Annotated in this window: 17 protein-coding genes; 8 read left to right on the top strand and 9 right to left on the bottom strand. The window is 74.0% G+C overall.

Annotated features, from left to right (window positions below; translation table 11 throughout):
• The first annotated feature begins 63 nt into the window (after positions 1-63).
• The 7 genes from GL259_RS34875 (at position 64) to GL259_RS34845 (ending at position 7,532) form a co-directional block, all read left to right on the top strand.
• Positions 64-819: a (Fe-S)-binding protein gene (locus GL259_RS34875; protein ID WP_159537432.1), complete on the top strand. Its 756-nt coding sequence runs from the start codon at positions 64-66 to the stop codon at positions 817-819.
• Complete coding sequence (locus GL259_RS34870; RefSeq protein WP_159537430.1) at positions 816-2,294, top strand: LutB/LldF family L-lactate oxidation iron-sulfur protein; 1,479 nt, start codon at positions 816-818, stop codon at positions 2,292-2,294. The genes GL259_RS34875 and GL259_RS34870 overlap by 4 nt, the downstream gene beginning before the upstream one ends.
• Positions 2,291-2,932, top strand: coding sequence for an LUD domain-containing protein (locus GL259_RS34865; protein ID WP_159537428.1), 642 nt, complete (start codon positions 2,291-2,293; stop codon positions 2,930-2,932). Before GL259_RS34870 ends, GL259_RS34865 begins: the two co-directional genes overlap by 4 nt.
• Positions 2,933-3,049: 117 nt before the next feature.
• Complete coding sequence (locus GL259_RS34860) at positions 3,050-3,841, top strand: ABC transporter ATP-binding protein (RefSeq protein WP_159537426.1); 792 nt, start codon at positions 3,050-3,052, stop codon at positions 3,839-3,841.
• Positions 3,842-3,844: 3 nt separating this feature from the next.
• Positions 3,845-5,155 (top strand): ABC transporter permease, encoded by a 1,311-nt coding sequence (locus tag GL259_RS34855; RefSeq protein ID WP_159537424.1) that lies wholly within the window; start codon positions 3,845-3,847, stop codon positions 5,153-5,155.
• Positions 5,156-5,313: 158 nt separating this feature from the next.
• Positions 5,314-6,171 carry a MoxR family ATPase gene (locus GL259_RS34850; protein ID WP_159537422.1) on the top strand — a complete coding sequence of 286 codons (858 nt, stop codon included), beginning with the start codon at positions 5,314-5,316 and terminating at the stop codon, positions 6,169-6,171.
• A complete protein-coding gene (locus GL259_RS34845) occupies positions 6,168-7,532 on the top strand; it encodes a VWA domain-containing protein (RefSeq protein ID WP_159537420.1) in 1,365 nt (454 codons plus the stop codon). The genes GL259_RS34850 and GL259_RS34845 overlap by 4 nt, the downstream gene beginning before the upstream one ends.
• A 241-nt stretch (positions 7,533-7,773) precedes the next feature.
• Here the strand turns inward: GL259_RS34845 and GL259_RS34840 are convergent, their stop codons facing one another.
• Positions 7,774-8,133 carry a cupin domain-containing protein gene (locus GL259_RS34840; protein ID WP_159537418.1) on the bottom strand — a complete coding sequence of 120 codons (360 nt, stop codon included), beginning with the start codon at positions 8,131-8,133 and terminating at the stop codon, positions 7,774-7,776.
• A gap of 89 nt (positions 8,134-8,222) precedes the next feature.
• Positions 8,223-9,257: a pyridoxal-phosphate dependent enzyme gene (locus tag GL259_RS34835; protein WP_159537416.1), complete on the bottom strand. Its 1,035-nt coding sequence runs from the start codon at positions 9,255-9,257 to the stop codon at positions 8,223-8,225.
• A gap of 237 nt (positions 9,258-9,494) precedes the next feature.
• Here GL259_RS34835 and GL259_RS34830 point away from each other — a divergent pair, with 237 nt between their 5' ends.
• Positions 9,495-10,028: a DM13 domain-containing protein gene (locus GL259_RS34830; RefSeq protein ID WP_243762618.1), complete on the top strand. Its 534-nt coding sequence runs from the start codon at positions 9,495-9,497 to the stop codon at positions 10,026-10,028.
• Between the two features lie 149 nt (positions 10,029-10,177).
• Here the strand turns inward: GL259_RS34830 and GL259_RS34825 are convergent, their stop codons facing one another.
• From GL259_RS34825 to GL259_RS34795, 7 genes are all read right to left on the bottom strand, one after another.
• A complete protein-coding gene (locus tag GL259_RS34825) occupies positions 10,178-12,013 on the bottom strand; it encodes a thiamine pyrophosphate-requiring protein (RefSeq protein WP_159537412.1) in 1,836 nt (611 codons plus the stop codon).
• Positions 12,014-12,120: 107 nt separating this feature from the next.
• The gene (mnhG, locus tag GL259_RS34820) at positions 12,121-12,537 is read right to left on the bottom strand and encodes a monovalent cation/H(+) antiporter subunit G (RefSeq protein ID WP_159537410.1); all 417 of its coding nucleotides are present in this window, start codon (positions 12,535-12,537) and stop codon (positions 12,121-12,123) included.
• The gene (locus tag GL259_RS34815) at positions 12,534-12,800 is read right to left on the bottom strand and encodes a monovalent cation/H+ antiporter complex subunit F (protein ID WP_159537408.1); all 267 of its coding nucleotides are present in this window, start codon (positions 12,798-12,800) and stop codon (positions 12,534-12,536) included. The genes mnhG and GL259_RS34815 overlap by 4 nt, the downstream gene beginning before the upstream one ends.
• Positions 12,797-13,417 carry a Na+/H+ antiporter subunit E gene (locus tag GL259_RS34810; protein WP_159537406.1) on the bottom strand — a complete coding sequence of 207 codons (621 nt, stop codon included), beginning with the start codon at positions 13,415-13,417 and terminating at the stop codon, positions 12,797-12,799. The genes GL259_RS34815 and GL259_RS34810 overlap by 4 nt, the downstream gene beginning before the upstream one ends.
• Entirely contained in the window at positions 13,414-14,970 is a 1,557-nt protein-coding gene (locus tag GL259_RS34805; protein ID WP_159537404.1) for a Na+/H+ antiporter subunit D, read from the bottom strand. The genes GL259_RS34810 and GL259_RS34805 overlap by 4 nt, the downstream gene beginning before the upstream one ends.
• On the bottom strand, positions 14,967-15,434 hold the full coding sequence (locus GL259_RS34800) for a Na(+)/H(+) antiporter subunit C (protein ID WP_159537402.1): 468 nt from the start codon (positions 15,432-15,434) through the stop codon (positions 14,967-14,969). The genes GL259_RS34805 and GL259_RS34800 overlap by 4 nt, the downstream gene beginning before the upstream one ends.
• Positions 15,431-18,328, bottom strand: coding sequence for a Na+/H+ antiporter subunit A (locus GL259_RS34795; protein WP_159537400.1), 2,898 nt, complete (start codon positions 18,326-18,328; stop codon positions 15,431-15,433). The genes GL259_RS34800 and GL259_RS34795 overlap by 4 nt, the downstream gene beginning before the upstream one ends.
• Between the last annotated feature and the right edge of the window lie 82 nt (positions 18,329-18,410).

Below are 18,410 nucleotides of genomic sequence, written 5' to 3'. Positions count from 1 at the left end.
CCCCGGGCCCCGCTCCCCCACTACCCTGCATCCACCCGATGATCGATCTCACGAGGAGCCGCGATGCGTGTCGCACTGTTCCTGACCTGTGTCAACGACACGCTGTATCCGGACACCGGGCGCGCCGTGGTGAAACTCCTGACCAGGCTGGGCGTCGACGTCGACTTCCCGATGGCGCAGACCTGTTGCGGGCAGGCGCACTACAACACGGGCTATCGGCACGAGGCCGAGCCGCTCGCCCGGCATTTCTCCGATGTCTTCGGGGAGTACGAGGCGATCGTGACGCCGTCCGGGTCGTGCGGGGCGATGGTGCGGGAGCTGTATCCGCGGATGGGTGAGCGGGCCCGGGCGGAGGGGCGCGGGGACACCCTCGCGGCGACGCTGGCCCCGGTGGTGCCGAAGACGTACGAGCTCACGGAGTTCCTGGTGGACGTGCTGGGGGTGACGGACGTCGGGGCGTACTACCCGCACAAGGTGACCTACCACCCGACCTGTCACGGACTGCGCGGGCTGGGCCTGGGCGAGCGGCCCCGGCGGCTGCTGCGGGCGGTGAAGGGGCTGGAGCTGGTCGAGCTGCCGGGCGCCGGGGAGTGCTGTGGTTTCGGCGGCACCTTCGCCCTGAAGAACTCCGATGTCTCGGCGGCGATGGGCACCGACAAGGTGCGCAACGCCGAGTCGACGGGGGCCGAGGTGCTGTGCGCGGCGGACAACTCCTGTCTGATGCACCTCGGCGGAACGATGACCAGACTGCGGACCGGCATGCGGCCGGTGCACATCGCGGAGATCCTGGCGAGCACGGAGGAGGAGCCGGCCGTATGAGCGGGACTTTCATCGGGATGCCGGCGTTTCCGGTGGCCGCGCGGGACGCCGTACGGGACGGCACCCTGCGCGGCAATCTGCGGCACGCCACGCACACCATCCGGGCCAAGCGCGCCGCCGCGGTCGCCGAGGTGTCCGACTGGGCGGAGCTGCGGGAGGCCGGCAGGCGGATCAAGGACCACACGCTCCGTCACCTGGACCGCTACCTGGTGCAGTTGGAGGAGGCGGTCACGGCCGCGGGCGGCACCGTCCACTGGGCGGCCGACGCCGAGGAGGCCAACCGGATCGTGACCCGGCTCGTCAAGGAGACGGGCGAGTCGGAGGTCGTCAAGGTCAAGTCGATGGCCACGCAGGAGATCGGGCTCAACGAGGCGCTCGAGGCGGAGGGCATCCGCGCCTACGAGACCGACCTGGCCGAGCTGATCGTGCAGTTGGGCGAGGACCGGCCCTCACACATCCTGGTGCCGGCGATCCACCGCAACCGCGGGGAGATCCGGGAGATCTTCGCCCGGGAGATGAGCGAGTGGGGCCGCCCCGCCCCCGAAGGGCTGACGGACGCTCCCGCCGAACTCGCCGAGGCGGCCCGGCTGCACCTGCGGGAGAAGTTCCTGCGCGCCAAGGTCGGCGTCTCCGGCGCCAACTTCATGGTCGCCGAGACCGGCACGCTGGTGGTGGTGGAGTCCGAGGGCAACGGGCGGATGTGCCTGACCCTGCCCGAGACGCTGATCTCGGTCGTCGGCATCGAGAAGATCGTGCCAGCCTGGCAGGACCTGGAGGTGTTCCTGCAGACCCTCCCCCGCTCCTCGACCGCCGAGCGGATGAACCCGTACACCTCGACGTGGACCGGCACCACCGACGAGGACGGACCTCGGAACTTCCACCTGGTCCTGCTGGACAACGGCCGCACCGACACCCTCGCCGACGAGGTGGGCCGGCAGGCACTGCGCTGCATCCGCTGCTCCGCCTGCCTCAACGTGTGCCCGGTGTACGAGCGGGCCGGCGGCCACGCGTACGGCTCGGTCTACCCGGGACCGATCGGCGCCATCCTCAGCCCCCAGCTCCGGGGAACCGGAAGCGAGATCGACGCCTCCCTGCCGTACGCCTCGTCGCTGTGCGGGGCCTGCTACGAGGTGTGCCCGGTCGCCATCGACATCCCCGAGGTGCTGGTGCATCTGCGGGAGCGGGTGGTGGAGGGCGGACAGGTGACGCGGGCGGGCAACAAGGTGGTGCTGCAACCGGCGAAGGGGCACGCCGCCGAGCGCGCCGCGATGCGCGCCGCCCGCTGGGCGCTCACGCGCCCGGGGGCGCTGCGCACCGGCCAGCGCCTGGCCTCGCGCACCCGGCGCCTCCATCCGCGCACCCTGCCGGGCCCCGGCCGGGCGTGGAGCGGCACCCGGGACCTGCCGCCGGTGCCGGCGGAACCGTTCCGTGACTGGTGGCAGCGTACGCAGGGCGGGAAGGGAGCGGAGAAGTGAGCAGCAGGGAACGGATCCTGGGCCGGGTGCGGCGCGCCCTCGCCGACGTGCCGAAGGACGACACGCCGTACGAGCGGGCCGTCGCCCGTGACTATCTGCGCGAGCACGGCGGGCGCACCGTCGAGGAGACGGTGGGCCTCCTCGCGGAGAACCTGGCCGACTACCGGGCGGCCGTGCACCGTACGGACCCGGCAGGGCTGGCCGGGGTGGTCGCCGGGCTGCTCGCGGCGCGCGGCGCGTCGTCGGTGCTCGTTCCGCCCGGCCTCGACGAGGACTGGCTCGCCTCGACGGAGGTGACCCGGGTCATGGACCGGGCGGAGAGCACGCCGCACGAGCTGGACCGGGTCGACAGTGTGGTCACCGCCTGCGCGGTGGCGGTCGCCGAGACGGGCACGATCGTCCTGGACGGCTCCCCCGACCAGGGCCGCCGCCGCATCACCCTGGTCCCCGACCACCACATCTGCGTGGTCCGCGTCCCGGACCAGGTCGTCTCCTCCGTCCCCCAGGCCCTCGCACGCCTCGACCCGGCCCGCCCGCTCACCTGGATCTCCGGTCCCTCGGCGACCAGCGACATCGAACTCGACCGGGTGGAGGGCGTGCACGGACCGCGCACCCTGGAGGTCGTGCTGGTCGGGTGAACCCCCTCGGGGGGTGTCCCTGGCTGCACCCCCCGATACGGGTTCTGCGCCCCCTGTGGTGCGGCCGTCTCCTCCGTAGCGTCTTCGGTGGGGCACAAGGCGTGCCGGACGGAGGCGATGACGATGTTTCGCAACGGGGCACGGCGCGGCCACGACACGGGACCCGCCGCCGAGGCGCTGCGGCTGGTGAAGGTCACCAAGTCCTACGGCACCGCCGGGAGTGCCGTGACCGCGCTGGACGGGGTGACGCTCGGGCTCGGGCGCGGCACTTTCACGGCGGTCATGGGACCGTCGGGCTCGGGCAAGTCCACGCTGCTGCGGTGCGCGGCCGGGCTGGAGCGGCCGGACAGCGGGATCGTGCGGGTCGACGGGACCGAGCTGACGGGCGGCGGCGAGGCGGAGCTGACGAGGTTCCGGCGCGGGCGGATCGGGTTCGTGTTCCAGCAGTACAACCTGCTGGAGACGCTGACCGTCGCGCAGAACACGGTGCTGCCGCTGAAGCTGGCCGGGCGGCGCGTGGACCGGGCGCGCGTCCGGGAGGTCCTGACCGCCGTCGGCCTGGGCGACCGGCTCGGGCACCGGCCCGACCGGCTCTCCGGCGGTCAGCGGCAGCGGGTCGCGATCGCCCGGGCGCTGGTCACCGAGCCCCGGGTGGTCTTCGCGGACGAGCCGACCGGCGCCCTGGACCTGCGCAGCGCGCGGGACGTGCTGCGGCTGCTCCGGCAGGCGGTGCGGGTGCACGGGCGGACCGTGGTGATGGTGACGCACGACCCGGTCGCCGCCTCCTACGCCGACAGCGTGCTGTTCCTCGCGGACGGCCGGCTCGCGGGCCGGATGGACGCGCCGACGGCGGACGCGGTGGCCGAGCGGCTGGCGCACCTGGGCGACGACGTGGCGGCGGGGGTGTGAGCGGTGTTCGCACTGGCGGTGCGGTCGGTCCGGCGGCGGCCCGGACGGTTCCTCTCGACGCTGCTCTCCGCGTTCCTGGGCGCGGCGGTCGTCATGACGTTCAGCTCCCTGCACGACACGGCCGGGCAGCCGGGCGTGGACCCGGTGAGCGAGCAGACCCTGCGCACGGCGGCCGGGGTGGTCGGCGGATACGGCACCCTGCTGGTGTTCTTCGCCGTCGCCTCCACCCTGACGGTCACCGTGCGGCAGCGGGCGGCCGAGCTGGAACTGCTGCGCTGCTCGGGGGCGACCCCGGCGCAGCTGAAGCGGATGGTCGTGGGCGAGGCGGCGGCCGTGGCCCTGGTGGGCGCGGCCCTGGCGGTCGTGCCGGCGATGCTGGGCGGGCGGGTCCTGCTGGAGGTCTTCCGGGACAGCGGGCAGGTCGCGGACTCCGTCGGCCGTTCCTTCGGGCCGATCGCACTGGTGAGCGGCATCGGCACCACGCTGCTCGCGGCGGCCGGCGCGGCGTTCCTCGCGCTGCGGCGGGCGACGCGGGAGGACCGGGGGCCGGGACGGGCGCGGACGTTCCTCGCGTACGCGGCGCTGGTGGCCGGTGCCGCCGCGGTGTGCTCCACCTTCGCCTTCTCGGCGACGGACTCCGCGCTGATGGCGCCGCCCGCCCAGGGGTCGATCCTGCTGTCGGTGGGGTGCGCGCTGCTGGCGGCGCGGCTGCTGAAGGGCGTGCCGGTCCGGCCGGCGCCGGGCGGCGCGAGCGGCTGGCTGGCCGTGCGGAACCTGCGGGAGCGGTCCGGGCAGCTCGCCGGGATCCTGATGTCGCTGATCATGTTCACGGCGGTGTCCACGGCCACGCTGACCATGCAGAGGGTCGAGAACGACGCCGTCGAGGCCGCCGGCACGGTGAAGTCGGTCGACGCGAAGAACCTGGAGACGCTCAACTTCACGGTGGTCGGCATCATCGTGGTCTTCGTCTGCGTCATGCTGGTCAACTCGCTGTACGCGGCGACGATCTACCGGGGCCGAGAGTTCGGGCAGCAGCGGCTCGCCGGGGCGACGCCCGCGCAGGTGCTGGGAACGGTGGGGGCCGAGGCGCTGGTCCTGACGGTCACCGGGGTGCTGTTCGGCACGCTGGCGGCACTGGCGGGGATCGTGCCGTTCACCGTGGTCCGCGGTGACGCGGTGGTGCCGGGGCAGACGGCCGGTGTCTGGGCCGTCGTGGTCTCGATCGCGGCGGTGACGACGCTGGGGACGAGTCTGCTCACGGCCCGGCACGTGCTGCGCACTCCGGCGGTGCGGGCGGTCGCGGTGACCGCGTGAGACCGGCCCGGGCACCGGGGCGTCCGCCGCGGCGGACGCCCCTCGGCCGTCCCCCGCCGCCGGCTTCCCGGGAGCGCGGGGCGGCACCCCGTGACAGCGGGCCTGAACAAGCGCTTAGATAGGTCTCCTGGTATCGCCGCCGGTCTGGAGGCCCTTCCGTGTTCACTTCCGTCGACGACGTCTCCGCACGCCTCGCCGGGACGGGCTATCTGGCCTCGCCCGCGGTCGCCACCACGGTCTTCCTCGCCGACCGGCTCGGCAAGCCGCTGCTGGTGGAGGGCCCCGCCGGGGTCGGCAAGACCGAGCTGGCCAAGGCCGTCGCACGGGTCGCCGGGGCCCGGCTGGTGCGCCTGCAGTGCTACGAGGGCGTCGACGAGTCGCGGGCGCTGTACGAGTGGAACCACGCCAAGCAGCTGCTGCGCATCAGCGCCGGCCGGGACGAGACCTGGGACGAGACCCGCACGGACATCTTCAGCGAGGAGTTCCTGCTCCCCCGTCCGCTGCTGGCCGCCATCCGCGGCGACGATCCCAAGGTGCTGCTGATCGACGAGACCGACAAGGCGGACGTCGAGGTGGAGGGCCTGCTCCTGGAGGTGCTCAGCGACTTCCAGGTCACCGTGCCCGAGCTGGGCACGGTCACCGCGACCCGCCGTCCGTTCGTCGTCCTCACCTCCAACGCCACCCGGGAACTGTCCGAGGCACTGCGCCGCCGCTGCCTGTTCCTGCACATCGGTTTCCCCGACGCGGAGCTGGAGCGGCGGATCGTGCGGCTGAAGGTGCCGGGGATCGACGCCGCGCTGGCCGAGTCCGTCGTACGGGTGGTCGGGGCGCTGCGCGCCATGGACCTGCGCAAGGCCCCGTCGGTCGCCGAGACCGTCGACTGGGCCCGCACCCTGCTGGCGCTGGGCGCCGGCACCCTGGACGAGGACGTCGTGCGCGACAGCCTGGGCGTGCTCCTCAAGCACCAGGACGACATCCTGAAGGCGGCGGCCAAGCTCGACCTGGACGCCGTGTGACCGCCGCCCCGCCCGCGGACCTCGCGGCGCGGCTGACCGGTCTCGTCGACGCGCTCCGCTCGCACGGCGTACGCATCGGCACCGGCGAGACCGTGGACGCGGCGCGGGCGGTGGAGGCCCTCGGACTGACCGACCGGGAGCCGCTCCGGGAGGGCCTGGCGGCGACCCTGCTGCACGGCACCGGCCAACGGCCGGTGTTCGACGCGGTCTTCGACCTGTACTTCCCGCGCGGGGTCGGCGCGCCGCGGGGCGGACCCGCGGACCGGGAGGACCTGCGCGACCGGCTGGCGGCCGCCCTCGCCGACGACGACGCCGCGCTGATGGCCCGGCTGGCGGTGGAGGCGGTCGACGGCTTCGGCGGATACGGGAGTTCACCCGCCTCGGACGGCTGGTCGTCGTACCGGACGCTGGACCGGCTGCGTCCGCAGACGCTGCTCGCGCGGGTACGGGACGAGGTGCGCGGGCGGGACGGCGCCGCGGGCTTCGGCGACCGGCTGCTGGAGGACGAGATCCGGCGCCGGATCGAGGAGTTCCGGCGGCTGGTGGCCACGGAGGCGCGGCGCCGGGTCGCCGAACGGCGGGGGCGGGACGAGGTCGCCCGGCGCGCGGTGGCCCCGTCCGCCGACCGCGTCGACCTCCTGTTCGCCGGGAAGGACCGGCTGGCCGAACTGCGCCGTACGGTCCAGCCGTTGGCCCGGAAGCTGGCGACCCGGCTGGCCGCACGGCGCCGCAGGGCCGCGCGCGGCAGCATCGACCTGCGGCGGACCCTGCGCGGTTCGCTGTCGACGGGCGGGGTGCCGATGCGGCCGGTGCTGCGCCGGCGCCGGCCCGCCCGGCCCGAACTGGTGCTGCTGTGCGACGTCTCCGGATCGGTGTCCGGGTTCTCCGACTTCACGATGCTGCTGGTGCAGGCGCTGCACGACCAGTTCTCGAAGGTGCGGGTGTTCGCCTTCGTCAACCGGGTCGACGAGGTGACCGGGCTGCTCGTGCGCGGCGCCGCCGACCCGGAGGGCCTGAGCGGGCGGATCCGGGCCGAGGCGACCGTCACCGGCTGGCACGGCAGCAGCGACTACGGCATGGCGCTGGGCGAGTTCACCGAACGGTACGCCGGTGCCGTCGGCCCGCGCACGACCGTGTTCGTCCTCGGCGACGCCCGCACCAACACGGCCGACCCGAACCTGCCGGCCGTGCGCGAACTGACCGGACGGGCGCGGCGCGTGTACTGGCTCAATCCCGAGCAGCGCTCCCGCTGGGGCACCGGCGACTCCGCCGCGCCCGAGTACGCCGAGCTGGTGGAGATGCACGAGTGCCGCACCGTACGGCAGCTGAGCGCGCTGGCCGGGCGCCTGCTGCCGGTGTGACCGCGCCGGAGGGCCGGACGGCCCCGCGGGCCGTGAACAGCCGATCCCCGCACTCGGCGGGGGCGGCTGCGCCCCGTTTCCCCCGCCGGCCGTCGTCCGGTCTCCGGCAGCCCGGGGGTGGGGCCGGTGACCGCCGCCGGCGGGCGCCCGCCGGGCGCCTCACGGGCGGGGGCGGGAAGACCCGCCGGGGAGACGGCCGCGGGTGACCGGCCCGGGCCGGTCACCCGCCTTCGCGTACGGGTCAGTCCGCCTTCGCGTACGTCTGGGCCATGCCGCCCGCGAAGTCGTACACCACGACCTGGTCGTCGCCGACGACCCACGCGTCGTGGCCGGGTGCGCAGACGAAGACGTCGCCGGGGCCGACCTCGCGCTCGGCGCCGTCGTTCATCCGGATGTGCATACGGCCCTGGACGACGTAGCCGTTGTGGTGGATCTCGCAGCTCTCGGTGCCCGCGATGGGACCGACGGACTCGGACCAGCGCCACCCGGGCTCGAACGTGGCCACGGCGAAGTCCAGTCCCGTCATGTGGACGGCTTCGAGGTGCCCCCTGGGGAAATCACGTCGCTCGTCCGGCTTGTCCAGCGTCTTGACCTCCAGCATGTCCTTCTCCCTTCCGGTCGTCGCCCTGCACGACCGGGTCCGGTCTCCGTCTGTCCCGAACGGCACCGGCGGGGCCGGGCCCCACCCGTTCATCGTCCGCCCGTCCCCTCGGGGACGCCATTCGGGTGACGGGGCCGGTCGGCCGGTCGGTCGCCGGGCCCGCAGAGCCGTGCGAAGCGCTCGGCGTCGACGTTCCCGCCGGAGAGGATCACCCCGACCCGGCCCGGGAGGGTGCCCGCGCGGCCGGTGAGCAGCGCGGCCAGCGCGGTGGCCCCGCTCGGCTCCAGGACGATCTTCAGCCGCTCGAAGGCGAACCGCATCGCGTCCCTGATCTCGTCGTCGCCGACCAGCACGATCCCGTCCAGCAGCCGCCGGTTGAGGGAGAACGTCAGCTCACCGGGGGTGTGCAGCGCCTGGCCGTCGGCGATGGTGCGCGGGACCGGGATGCTCACGCGGCGCCCGGCCTCCAGCGACCGTCTGGTGTCGTCCCCGGCCTCCGGCTCGACGCCGATCACCCGGGCCGCCGGGCACAGGCCCTTGACGGCGGTGGCGCTCCCGGCGATCAGCCCGCCGCCGCCGACCGGTGCGAGCAGCGCGTCCAGCTCTCCCGCCTCCTCGAGCAGTTCGAGAGCGGCCGTGCCCTGTCCGGCGATGACGTGCGGGTGGTCGTACGGGGGGACGAGGGTCAGCCCGCGCTCGGCGGCCAGTGCCTGAGCGACGGCGACGCGGTCGCCGGTGTAGCGGTCGTACGTGACGATCTCGGCGCCGTATCCCTCGGTGGCCGCGCGCTTCGACGGCGGCGCGTCCCCGGGCATGACGACGACGGCGGTGGTGCCCAGCTCCCGGGCGGCCAGGGCGACGGCCTGGGCGTGGTTGCCGGAGGAGTGGGCGACGACGCCCCGGGACAGCTGCTCGGGGGTGAGACGGGAGACCGCGTGGTGGGCGCCGCGGAACTTGAAGGCGCCGACCCGCTGGAAGTTCTCGCACTTGAGGTGGACCTCGGCGCCGGCGAGCGCGTCCAGGGTGCGCGAGCGCAGGACCGGCGTGCGGTGCGCGACGCCCTTGAGCCGCTCGGCCGCGGCGCGGACGTCGTCGAGGGTGACGGGCGGATGCGTGGTCGTCACTCGGTGCCTCCGGAGGATGCTCGGACCGTACGTCCGGACGAGGGATACCCGGTTCGACGGCCGGCCGATCGTCAGGTCCTTACAGGAGTCTGACGGCCGGGTCCCGCGCGCACCACCCGGCCCGTCCGTCGGCCACTCTGGTTTGCGTCAGCCGTGGTGACGGGCGCGCGGATGAGGACGTGCGCGCCGGAAGGGAGTGAAGTCGTGGGACGTGCGGGTGGAGGGGCGGCCCGGCGGGTGGCGGCCGTGGCCGCGGTGCCGGCCGTCGCGTTGGCGGGCCTGGGGCTGTACTGGTTCCAGCCGTGGAGACTGTGGGTGGACGAGGAGGTGCGGGAGGAGCTCCCCGCGGCCGCGTCGCGACGGCCCTCCCCCACCGCGACGGCCTCGGGCCCCCCGTCCTCACCGGCCGCGGACCCGGGCCCGCGGACCGTCGCCGACGGCGCACTCGTCACCCACGAGCACCGCACCACCGGCACGGTCCGCGTCCTGCGCCTGGCCGACGGCTCGCACGTCCTGCGGTTCGAGGGGCTGGACACCTCCAACGGCCCCGATCTGCACGTCTGGCTGACGGACGCGCCGGTGATCGAGGGCAAGGCGGGATGGCACGTCTTCGACGACGGGAAGCACGTCGCTCTCGGCAAGCTCAAGGGCAACAAGGGTGACCAGAACTACCCGCTGCCCGCCGGCGTCGACCCGGCCGACTTCCGCAGCGTCACCATCTGGTGCGACCGCTTCGACGTGTCCTTCGGGGCGGCGGAGCTGACGGCCTGACCCCGGGCCCCGCTCGACCGGCGCCTGCCGGTCTCCCCTGCGGCGGGAGACGTCGCGCAAGGCGTTCCCCGGCCACCGGTGCCCGCGGCCGGGAGCACGACACGCCGGGCCCGGCCGGGGACGCGGGACGGCCGGGCCGCCGGACGGGCTCACGAACGGCCTTCGGCGCCGTCGTCGGCTCCGGCGCCGCGACGGCCGGCCCGGCGCCGGGTGCCGGGCAGCATCTCCTGCACCTTGGCCTTGAACCCCTGCCTGATCATGGAGCCACGGTCGCTGTCGCCGTGGAGGATCGCGGAGGCCGTGGCCTCGATCTGGTCCGGTTCCGCGTGCGGCGGGATCGGCGGCACGGCCGGGTCGGTGCGGAAGTCGATGACGAAGGGCCGGTCGGCCGCCAGCGCACGGTCCCAGGCCTCCTCGACCTGCTCGGGCTTCTCCACGCGCACGCCGTCGAGACCGATCCGCTGCGCGATCTCGGCGTACGGCAGGTCGGGAAGGTGCTGCGACTCCTCGAACTGCGGTGCCCCGGACATCGCCCGCATCTCCCAGGTGACCTGGTTCAGGTCCCGGTTGTTGAGGACGGCCACGACCAGGCGCGGATCGGACCACTGCTGCCGGTACTTGGCGGCCGTGACCATCTCCATCATGCCGTTCATCTGCATGGCGCCGTCCCCGACGAGGGCGATGGCGGGCCGCTCGGGGTGTGCGAACTTCGCACCGATGGCGTAGGGCACCCCGGGGCCCATGGTGGCCAGGGTGCCCGACAGGGAGCCGCGCATCCGCCCGCGCAGCCGCAGGTGGCGGGCGTACCAGTTGGCCGCGGAACCGGAGTCGGCGGTGACGATCGCGTCCTCGGGGAGCCGCCCGTCGAGGGCGTGCACCACGTACTCCGGGTTGATCGGGTCGGCTTCCACGGCGGCGCGCCGCTCCATGACCTCCCACCACCGGGCGACGTCCTCCTCGATCTTCTCGCGCCAGGTCCGGTCCTCCTTGCGGCGCAGGTGCGGCAGGAGCCGGCGCAGCGTCTCGCGCGCGTCGCCGACGAGGTTCACCTCGAAGGGGTACCGCAGGCCGATCATGTGCGGGTCGATGTCGATCTGCACCCCGCGCGCCTGGTCCAGCTCCGGCATGAACTGCGTGTACGGGAAGCTGGAACCGATCATCAGCAGGGTGTCGCAGTCCCGCATCAGCTCGTAGGAGGGCCGGGTGCCGAGCAGGCCGATGGCACCGGTGACGTAGGGCAGGTCGTCGGGGAGCACGTCCTTGCCGAGCAGGGCCTTCGCGACACCCGCCCCGAGGGCGTCCGCCAGTGCCTCCACCTCGGCGCGCGCGCCGCGGGCGCCCTGGCCGATGAGCACGGCGACCTTCTCACCGGCGTTGAGGACCTCGGCGGCCCGCCGGACGTCGGCGTCGGCGGGCACCGGGGCGTACCGGCCGGTCCCCATGCTCGACGGAACCATCTTGAAGGCGTGCGTCGGCGGGCTGTAGTCCAGTTCCTGCACGTCGGCGGGGACGATGACGGCGGTGACCGTGCGCCGCGCGTACGCGGTGCGGATGGCGCGGTCGATGAGGTTCGGCAGTTGCTCCGGCACCGTCGCGGTCTCGCAGAAGTCGGAGGCGACGTCCTTGTACAGGTTCTGCAGGTCGACTTCCTGCTGGTACGAGCCGCCCATCGCGCTGCGGTTGGTCTGCCCGACCAGCGCGACGACGGGCACGTGGTCGAGTTTCGCGTCGTACAGCCCGTTGAGCAGGTGGATCGCCCCGGGGCCCGACGTGGCCGCGCAGACGCCGACCCGGCCGGAGAACTTCGCGTATCCGACGGCCTGGAACGCGGACATCTCCTCGTGCCGGGACTGGACGAACTTCGGAGCGTCGTCGGCCCGTCCCCACGCCGCCAGCAGCCCGTTGATGCCGTCGCCCGCGTAGGCGAAGACGTGGTCCACCTCCCACTCGCGCAACCGCTGGAGGATGTAGTCGGATACCTTCATGCCGGCCATCGACCTTCCGTTTTCTCGCTGACGCGCGCCCGCGCGATCCGGCCGCGCACCACGCTGGCAGGGACCTGACGGGTTCCGTGCGGCCCCCGGCACAAACGTCAGCGGTCCGTGCCGTCCCGCCTCTCCCCCTCCCCCGCCGCGTCCGGGGCGGGGCCGCCGTGCCCGTGCAGGGGGGTGCCGTCCCGGGCGAGGCGGTCGGCGAGTTCGTCGGTGAACAGCCGGCCGCGGTCGACCGCGTCGGTGCGGTAGGCGATGCGGCCGACGATCTGGCTGGTGATGGGCGCGTTGAACAACTGGAAGAGGGCGACGAGCAGCAGCACCGGGGCGTTCCTGAGGGGCAGGTGCACGGCCGCGCCGACCAGGACGAGCAGCAGGCCCAGGGTCTGCGCCTTGGCCGCCGCGTGGAGGCGGCTCACGGTGCCCGGGAAGCGGAGCAGCCCCAGGGCGCCGAGCAGGCAGAAGCACGCGCCGGTGAGGAACAGGACGGCGGTGACGGCGTCACGCAGGACGGTCATCGCATGCCTTTCCGTTTCTCGACGAGGTGGGCCGCGGTCACCGACCCGATGAAGGCCAGCAGGGCGAGGACCACGAGCACGGGGAGGGCGGTGCTGTCGTCGCGCAGCGTCATGCCCACGGCTGTTCCGGCGATGACCATGGTGACGATGACGTCGAGCGCCACGATGCGGTCCAGGACACGCGGGCCGCGGACGAGACGCACCAGGGTGAGCAGACCGGCCACGATCAGCGTCCCCAGCGCGACGGCGTACAGGTGGGTCATCGTCGTCTCCCTCGGTGGTCCGGTGGCGGGTCGTCCGGCGGGGGGTCGGACGGCGGGGGGCCGTCCGGCGCGTCGGACGGCGACCCGTGCTCGAGGGGGTGGTGACGGTGTCCGACGACTCGTGCGACCCGGCGCTCCAACTCCTGCGTCTCCTTCTTCCTGCGGGCGACGGCCTCCCGGTCGCGGACCGGAAGCGCGTGGACGTACAGCCGCCTGCGGCGGCGGTCGATCTCGGTGACCACCGTCCCGGGGGCGATCGTGGTGATCTCGGCGACGGCGGTGATCAGCACGTCGTCGTCGACGTGCAGGGGGACCTCGATGACCGCGGAGCGGGTTCTCCCGCCGTGCCGGACGACCTCCCAGGCGACGATGGTCCCCGACCTGACGAGGTCGGCCAGCAGATGGAGCAGCAGGAGTCCGATCCACCGCGGCCGGGGCACCGCTCCCGGCAGGACGGACGGCAGGGGAAAGAGCACGGCGACGGCGACGGCGACGAGCAGCCCCCCGACGAGCACGACCGCGCCGGTGGACCCCCACAGCGCCACCCACAGCAGCCACAGCCACACGACCAGCGGCAGGTGGTGCAGGGCCCGGCGGATCCTCTCCCGGCGGCTCAACCGTGCTCCCCCTCCCCCAGCACGGCGGACCGGTACGCCCCGGGACGCAGCAGGTCCCCGGCGGCCCGCTCGCCGATGCCCGCCAGCGGGCCGGCGAAGACGGCGACCGCCACTCCGGTCAGGACCGTGCCGGCCGTCGAGGCGAGCATCAGCCGGGCTCCGCGCACGCCGCCGGGGCGCGGTTCGGGCGCCTCGGCGGCCGATGCCGCGATCCCGTCGGCCGCGCCGCGCACCGTGTTCCTCGGCTGCCCCGCGAAGGCCGTGGTCCACACCCGCGTCATGGCGTAGAGCGTGAGCAGACTGGTGAGCAGGGCGGCCGCCGCGAGGGCGTAGGCGGCCGTGCCCCCCTGTGCGACCCCGGCCCTGAGCAGGGCCAGTTTGGCGACGAAGCCGGAGAACGGCGGAACGCCCGACAGGCTCAGGGCCGGTACGGCGAACAGCACGGCGACCAGGACGCCCGGCGGCGGCCACTTCGCCATGCGGGGCAGCGACGCCGTTCCCGTGCGGATCACGGCGAGGCCGACGGCGAGGAACAGCCCGGCCTGGACGACGATGTGGTGGATGACGTAGAGGATGGTGCCGGTCAGCCCCTGGACGTCGAACAGCGCGATGCCGAACAGCATGAAGCCGATGTGACTGACCAGGGTGAAGGACAGCAACCGGTTGACGTCGTCCTGGGCGATGGCGCCGAGGATGCCCACGATCATGGTGATGATCGCCGCGCAGGCCAGGAGGGTCCACACGCCGTCCCGCGGGAACAGCAGGGTCTCGGTGCGCAGCACGGCGTAGACGCCGACCTTGGTCAGGAGCGCGGCGAACACCGCGGTGATCGGCGCGGGAGCGGTGGGGTAGCTGTCGGGCAGCCACAGGTGGAGCGGGATGATCGCCGCCTTGATGCCCAGGACGACCAGCAGCAACAGGGCGAGCGTCCCGCGCAGCCCGTCCGACAGGTCCGCCAGCCGGGGCCCGAGCTGCGCCAGGGCGACGGTGCCGGTGGCCGCGTACACCAGGGCGATCAGGGTGATGAACAGGACGGACGAGGTCAGGCTGACGATCGTGTACGTCATGCCCGCACGGGTGCGGTTCTCGTCGGCGTCGACGGTGATCAGGACGTAGGAGGCGGCGAGCATCACCTCGAAGGCGACGAAGAGGTTGAACAGGTCGCCCGTGAGGAAGGCCAGGCTCACGCCCGTGACCAGGACCAGGTACGCGGGGTGGAAGACCGCCACCGTGCGGCGGCGCTCCTCCGCGGTGCCCTGGCCCATGGCGAAGAGCAGCACGGCCAGCGTGACCAGCGTCGACACGGTGAGCAGCAGAGCCGACAGCCGGTCGGCGACGAGGGTGACGCCCAGCGGCGCCCTCCAGCCGCCGGCGTGCAGGACCTGCGGGCCCCGGGTGTCGGCGAGCACGAGCAGTGCCAGCGCGTCGGCCGGGACCAGCGTCAGCACGACGGTGCTCAGTACGCGCACCGCGCGGCGGGACAGGCCGATCAGGGTCAGACCGGCTCCGACGGCCGGCAGCAGGACGGGCAGGGCCAGCAGCGCCTGGGTCACCGGTCGCCTCCCCGCCGTGTGCCGTCGTCGGCCGGGACCGCGCCGGAACCGGGATCGGGTTCGGGATCGGGATAGGTGTCCTTGTCCTCGTCGGCGTGTTCCCGGGTGGCGCCGATGCGCCGGTCCTCCGGGTCGTCGGGGACCTCGTCGCTGCCGGTCAGGTGCCAGGACCGGTAGGCCAGCGCCATGAGGAAGGCGGTGAGGCCGAAGGTGATCACGATGGACGTCAGTGCCATGGCCTGGGGCAGCGGGTCGGCGATCCGCTCGGGGTCCGGGGGCGCGCCGTCCAGCACCGGGGGAAGGCCCGGCGTGCCTCCGCCGACCAGGAGCAGCAGGTTCGTGCCGTGGCCGAGGACGAGGAAGCCGAGGACGATGCGCATCAGCGAGCGCTGGAGCATGAGGTAGAAGCCGACGGTGAAGAGGCCGCCGACCACGAGGGACAGGGTCACGTCGATCGTGTTCACCGCCGGCCGCCTTCCTTGTCCCGGTCCCGGGCCCGGTCCCCGTTTCCGGCCTCGTCGTCCTCGCCGTCGTCCCCACCGTCGTCGTCCTCGCCCGTCGCGGCCCCGGGGACGTCGAGGGCGGCCCCCACCGCCGACAGCAGCCTGAGCGTGACGCCGACGACCAGCAGGTACACGCCGATGTCGAAGAACAGGCTGGTCGCGAACTTCACCGTGCCCAGCACCGGCGGGTGGAGGGTCACCACCGTGCTCTCCAGCGGCGCACCGCCGAGGGCGAGCGGGAGCAGGCCGACGACGGCCGCCAGCATCAGTCCCGCGCCGGCGACCGCACTCGCGCGCACCCGTACGGCGGCCCCCAGGTCGGCGTGTCCCCCCACGAGGTACCGCAGCACGAACGCCTGGCCCGCCACCAGGCCGCCGGAGAACCCTCCGCCGGGGCCGTAGTGCCCGGAGAACAGCAGGTACAGCGAGAGCAGCAGGATCGAGGGGAACAGCAGCCGGGTGGCCACCTCCAGCAGGACCGACCGCTCGCCGCCGGACCGCTCGGGCGCGCCCGGCAGCCAGGTCTCCACCGGCTCGTCCCAGTGCGCCGTCGGGAACGGGCCGCCGGCACGGTCGCCGGTCTCCCGCACCCCTGCGGGACCGCCCACCCGGACCAGGCTGACGACACCCACCGCGGCGACCAGGATCACCGAGATCTCACCCAGCGTGTCCAGTGCGCGGAAGTCGACGACGATCGCGTTGACGATGTTGTGGGCGCCGGTCTCCGGCGTCCGGTGCACGTACTCCGCGGAGATCGCCGGGGCCGTGCGGGCGGAGGAGGTCACCAGGGCCAGGGAGGTGACCAGGAGCCCGACCGCCCCGGCGGCCGCCCCCCGCACGACGCGCGTACGGGTCAGCGCCCGGCCGGGTTCGAACCGCTCCGGCATCCGGCGCAGCACCAGCACCATCACCACCACCGTCATGGTCTCCACGAGGAACTGGGTGAGCGCCAGGTCCGGCGCTCCCCGGACCAGGAAGATCACCGCCACTCCGTAGCCGACGGCTCCGGACAGCAGGGTGCCGGTCAGCCGGTGCCGGGTGACGACCACCGCCGCGGCCGCCGCCAGCACCATCACCGCGAGGAACGGCTCGCTCGGCGACCACCACCACCGCGGTGAGCCCGGCGAGGGCGCCGCGGCCACCAGCGCCGCGCCCGGCACCGCCACCACGGTGACCAGGAGCACCGTCATGTAGACCGGCAGCGAACCGACCTGGGTGTGTCCGGTCAGGACCACGGCCAGCCGGTCCACGGCGGCCACCGCGCGGTCGAACGCGCGCTGCGCGTCCGGCAGTCGGGGCAGACGCCACCGGTCGCCCCCCGCCAGGTGCAGCAGGACGCCGAGGAGGACGGACAGCGCCGACAGGCCGAGCACGGCGGTGGGGCCGTGCCAGAGCGACAGCTCGTACGGACCGTGCGGCCCCGGCGGATAGCCGTCGGCGTAGGGCGTGACGAGGGCCGCGGTCCCCGCGTACCACACGCCGAGGACCAGGCTCGCGGCCGACAGCACGGCCACGGGCGCGACGAACCCCGGGGCCGGCCGGTGCGCGCGGGCCGCCGCCTCGCCGGGGGGCCCGCCGAAGGCGCCCCGGACGAAGCGGGCTCCGTAGGCCACGGTCAGGAGGGAGCCGAGCAGGAGCCCCGCGGTCAGCCAGAGGTGGCCGCCGAGTTCCGTGCCGTGCAGGAAGGCCTCCACCGCGGCTTCCTTGCCCAGGTACCCGAGCAGCGGCGGCAGGCCGGCCATCGAGGCCACGGCCACCGTCGCGGCCGCGCACAGCACGGGCATGCGGCGGCCGAGGCCCGACAGTGCGCGGATGTCGCGGGTCCCCGTGGTGTGGTCGATGACGCCGACCGCCAGGAACAGCGCGGACTTGAACGCCGCGTGGGCGAGCAGCATGACCGTCCCGGCCAGGGCCGCGGTCCGGGTGCCCGCCCCCAGCAGCGCGGTGAGCATGCCCAGTTCGCTGACCGTGCCGTAGGCCAGCAGCATCTTCAGGTCGGTCGCGCGCAGCGCCCGCCAGGCGGCGAGCACCATGGTGACGAGGCCGACGACGAGCACCGCCGGCCGCCACGGGGGCACGTCCGCCAGGGCGGGTGCCAGCCGTGCGACGAGGTAGACGCCCGCCTTGACCATCGCGGCCGCGTGCAGGTACGCGCTCACCGGGGTGGGGGCCACCATCGCGGCGGGCAGCCAGCCGTGCAGCGGCATCTGCGCGGACTTGGCGAACGCCCCGATCAGGACGAGCACCACGGCGACGGAGACCGCCGTGCCGCGCGGGGGGCCGGCGAGGATGCCCGAGACGCTGTAGGTCCCGGCCGCCTGGCCGAGGACGATGAAGCCGAGCAACATGGCCAGGCCGCCGCCCGTGGTCACCAGCAGCGCCTGCCGGGCGGCGCGCCGCTGCTCCGCGGCCTCGCCGCGTTCGGCGATGAGCAGGAACGAGGCGACCGTGGTCAGTTCCCAGAAGACGTAGAGGACGAACAGGTTGTCGGCCAGGACGAGTCCGGTCATCGCGCCCGCGAAGGCCAGCAGCGTGGCGGCCAGCCGGCCGGCGTCGTGCTCGACGTAGTACCGGCAGTACAGCAGCACCAGGGCGCCGACACCGGCGACGACCCAGAGCATCAGCAGGGCCAGGGCGTCCAGCCGCAGCTCGACGGTCAGCCCGAGCGAGGGCGCCCAGGACAGGGTCTCGCGGTACTCACCGCCGTCCAGCACCCGCGGCGCCCGTGTGCCCGCCCAGACCACGACCGCCAGCGGGACCAGGGCCGCCACGGGCCACACGGCACGGCCGAGCCGTCGCTGCCACCAGGGGATCACCACCGCGAGTCCCGCGTGGGCGGCGAGCAGGAACAGCACCGCCGCACCAACTCCTCGTCGAAACCCGGTTCACCGGTTCGTCCGGCTCCCTGACGCGGGCCCTTCCCGCTCGGCTCTGGCG

It is taken from the genome of Streptomyces sp. Tu 3180 (assembly GCF_009852415.1).
In the GTDB taxonomy this organism is placed as follows: Bacteria; Actinomycetota; Actinomycetes; order Streptomycetales; family Streptomycetaceae; genus Streptomyces.
This window is presented reverse-complemented; position numbering and strand designations above follow the sequence as displayed.